We start from the raw sequence: 3,163 nt of genomic DNA, 5'->3' as shown, positions 1-3,163 counted from the left end.
GGGATGGGCGGGTTTCCGTCCTCGTTCCCCCCGCCGATCCGGGCGGCTCAGTGCGCGGCGGGCGCCGACTGCGGCGCCGGTGCGGGCGCCGTGGTGAAGTCGGCGCGACGGCTCAGCACGAACGCGATCGTCGCCCCGAGCAGGGTGAGCCCGGAGATGAGCAGCAGGCCCCACACGGCGGATCCCGTGGTCTGGCTGATCCAGCCGATCGCGTACGGTCCGGCGAACCCGGCGAGATTGCCGACCGAGTTGATGAACGCCAGTCCCGCCGCTGCGGCCGTGCCGGTGAGCACCATGGGCGGCAGGCTCCAGAACAGCGGCGTGGTCGAGAACAGGGCGGACATCCCGACGCACAGCGCCGCGAGCGCGAGGATCGGAGTGCCCTGCGCCGCGACCGCTGCGATGAGCGACAGGGCCGTGATGCTCAGCGTGATGCCGATCTGGAGCGGGATGTTGCCCTGCTTCCGCGCGGCGCGCTCCCACGGCAGCATCACCAGCGCCGCGCAGAGGTTGGGCAACGCCACCAGCCATCCGGTCGTGGCGTTGGAGAAGTCGCCCATGCTCTTCACGATCGTCGGCAGCCACATGCCCAGGCCGTACGCCCCGAACACGACGCCGAAGAACAGCACGATCAGCGTCCACAGCCGCCCGTTGCGGAAGACCTCGCCCAGGCGGAGGCGGCCGTGGCGCTGCTCCGTGGCCTGCGTCTCGGCGGCGAGCGTGTCGGTGATCCACCGCTGCTCGGCCGGGTTCAGCCAGCGGGCGTCCTGCGGGCGATCGGGCAGCCAGAAGAACACGACGAACGCGAGCAGCACGGCGGGCACGCCCTGCAGGAGGAACACCAGCTGCCAGCCGTCCAGACCCCACAGTCCGTGGAGTTCGAGCATCCAGCCCGACAGCGGTGCGGCGACGGCGTTGGCGATCGGGTTCGACAACACGAACACGGCGAGCACCTGCGTGCGGTACTGCCGCGGGAACCAGAGCGTGAGGTAGAGCAGCACGCCGGGGAAGAACCCGGCCTCCGCGATGCCGAGGATGAAGCGCGCGATCGCGAACTGCGTCTCGTCCTGCACGAAGGCGGTGAGGGCGGCGACGATGCCCCACGAGATCATGATGCGCGCGATCCACTTGCGGGCGCCGAACTTCTCCAGCAGCAGATTGCTGGGCACCTCGAAGAGGAGGTACCCGATGAAGAAGATGCCGGCCGCGAAGCCGAACGCCGCCTCGGTGATGTTCAGCGCGGCCGTCATCTCGAGCTTGGCGAAGCCCGCGTTGTTCCGGTCGATGTAGGCGACGAGGTAGAGCAGTCCGAGGAACGGGCCGAGCCGCCAGATCGCCTTCTTCATGGCCGCGGCTCCCACCGCGGCGTCGGCGGCGCGCTCCTGGGCGGCCGAGTCAGTGCCGGACATGACAACTCCTTCGTCATCGCTGGGTTTTGCTATAGCATCTAGCACCAGCGTCGTTCTGTCCAGTCCTGTCGCGGATGCCATAGCATCGAGCGAGCGAAGAGGCCCCGCGCGACGAGCACCGGGCCGCGCGAAACCGAGAAGGGCCCCGGATGCGCAGCGTGTCGGATCAGAACATCGCCGAACAGGTCACCGACGAACTTCGGGCCGCTATCCATTCGGGCGAACTCGCACCGGGCGAACGGCTGGTGGAACGCAAGCTCGCGGAGCGGCTCGGCGTGAGCCACATCCCGGTGCGCGAGGCGCTGACCCGCCTGGCCGAGGAGCGCCTGATCACCCGCGAACCCCGCCGCGGCGCCCGCGTGGCGCAGCTCACCGCGCAGGACCTGGAGGAGATCTCGAGCCTGCGCATCGTGCTCGAGCAGTTCATGGCGATCCGCGTGCAGGAGCGCTGGAACGAGGAGTCGGCGGCCCGGCTCGGCGCCATCATCCAGGCCATGTCCGACGCGGCGCCCGGCGACATCGCGGAGGTGCTGCGCCAGGACCGGCTGTTCCACGAGACGCTGGCCGACCTCGCCGAGCACCGGTTCCTCGACGAGCTCAGCGCCCAGCTGCGTGGTCGGATCGCCGGATTCATCCAGGCCGCGAACGCCGCGCTCGACCCGGCCGAACAGGAGGAGCACGTGCGCAGCCACCAGCAGATCATCGACGCCGTGGCCAGCGGCGACCCCGATCGCGCCCGCGCCGTGATCGCCGAGCACGTGACGCGCGCTGTCGAACGCATCACCCCGACGGTCGAGGCGGAGGCCGAGTGACCGCGACCGGTCGCCGCACCATCGTCCTGACCGGTGCTTCCGACGGCATCGGCGCCGCCGCCGCGCGTCAGCTCGCCGACACCGGGCATCGGCTGATCCTGGTGGGGCGCTCCCCGGAGAAGACCCGCGCCGTCGCGGAGGAGATCGGAGCCGAGCATCACGTGGGGGACTTCGCGCGGCTCGACGACGTCCGCTCCCTCGCGACCCGCATCGACGCGGCCGTGGGCGACGACGGCATCGATGTGCTGGCCAACAACGCCGGCGGCATCTTCGGCGACCGCACCCCCACGGTCGACGGCCACGAGAAGACGCTCCAGGTGAACCACCTGGCGCCGTTCCTGCTGACGAATCTGCTGCTGCCCCACCTGCTCCGGGCGCGCGGCGCCGTGATCAACACGTCGAGCGTGGGCCACCGGCTGTTCGGGCACCTCGACCTGGACGACCTCGACAACCATCGCCGCTTCAGCCCCAACAAGGCCTACGGCGACGCGAAGCTCGCCAACATCCTGTTCGCGAAGAGCCTGCACGAGAGGTTCCACGCGCGGGGCCTCAGCGCCGTGGCGTTCCACCCCGGCACGGTCCGCACGAACTTCGCGGCGGACTCGTCGAGCATCATGCGGCTGGTGTACCGGTCGCCGCTGCGGCACGTCCTCCTGATCGGGACCGACCGCGGAGGGGCGACCCTGCGGTGGTTCATCGAGGGGGCCCCGGGCGAGACCTGGACCTCCGGCGCCTACTACGACGAGCGCGTCCTCACCACCCGGGTGAATCCGCAGGCGAACGACCCCGTGCTCGCGGAGGCCCTGTGGCAGCGGAGCGCCGAGCTCGTCGGACTCCCCGCCGCCGAGGACTGACCCCGCGGACGCCGGTCGCGTCGCCTGATCCCGCGGACGCCGGTCGCGTCGCCTGATCCCGCGGACGCCGGTCGCGCGTCGCCGGATC

The 3,163-nt window shown here is 70.8% G+C and carries 3 protein-coding genes; 2 read left to right on the top strand and 1 reads right to left on the bottom strand.

What is annotated here, in order from left to right; translation table 11 throughout:
* Nucleotides 1-47: 47 nt before the first annotated feature.
* Nucleotides 48-1,409, bottom strand: coding sequence for an MFS transporter (locus tag DW299_RS00785; RefSeq protein WP_136035293.1), 1,362 nt, complete (start codon nt 1,407-1,409; stop codon nt 48-50).
* Nucleotides 1,410-1,558: 149 nt separating this feature from the next.
* Between DW299_RS00785 and DW299_RS00780 the strand changes: the two genes are divergently transcribed.
* Nucleotides 1,559-2,221: a GntR family transcriptional regulator gene (locus DW299_RS00780; protein WP_136030065.1), complete on the top strand. Its 663-nt coding sequence runs from the start codon at nt 1,559-1,561 to the stop codon at nt 2,219-2,221.
* Nucleotides 2,218-3,075 carry an SDR family NAD(P)-dependent oxidoreductase gene (locus DW299_RS00775; RefSeq protein WP_136035292.1) on the top strand — a complete coding sequence of 286 codons (858 nt, stop codon included), beginning with the start codon at nt 2,218-2,220 and terminating at the stop codon, nt 3,073-3,075. The genes DW299_RS00780 and DW299_RS00775 overlap by 4 nt, the downstream gene beginning before the upstream one ends.
* Nucleotides 3,076-3,163: the final 88 nt, after the last annotated feature.

The organism is Microbacterium sp. K35, assembly GCF_004794375.1.
Taxonomy (GTDB): domain Bacteria; phylum Actinomycetota; class Actinomycetes; order Actinomycetales; family Microbacteriaceae; genus Microbacterium; species Microbacterium sufflavum.
Note: the sequence above shows the minus strand (reverse complement) of the source record. Positions and strands in the feature narration are given on the sequence as shown.

What these genes read in the sequence shown, in the direction of transcription:
- DW299_RS00785 (WP_136035293.1), bottom strand. Translation starts at nt 1,409, where the DNA reads ATGTCCGGCACTGACTCGGCCGCCCAGGAGCGCGCCGCCGACGCCGCG.
- DW299_RS00780 (WP_136030065.1), top strand. Translation starts at nt 1,559, where the DNA reads ATGCGCAGCGTGTCGGATCAGAACATCGCCGAACAGGTCACCGACGAA.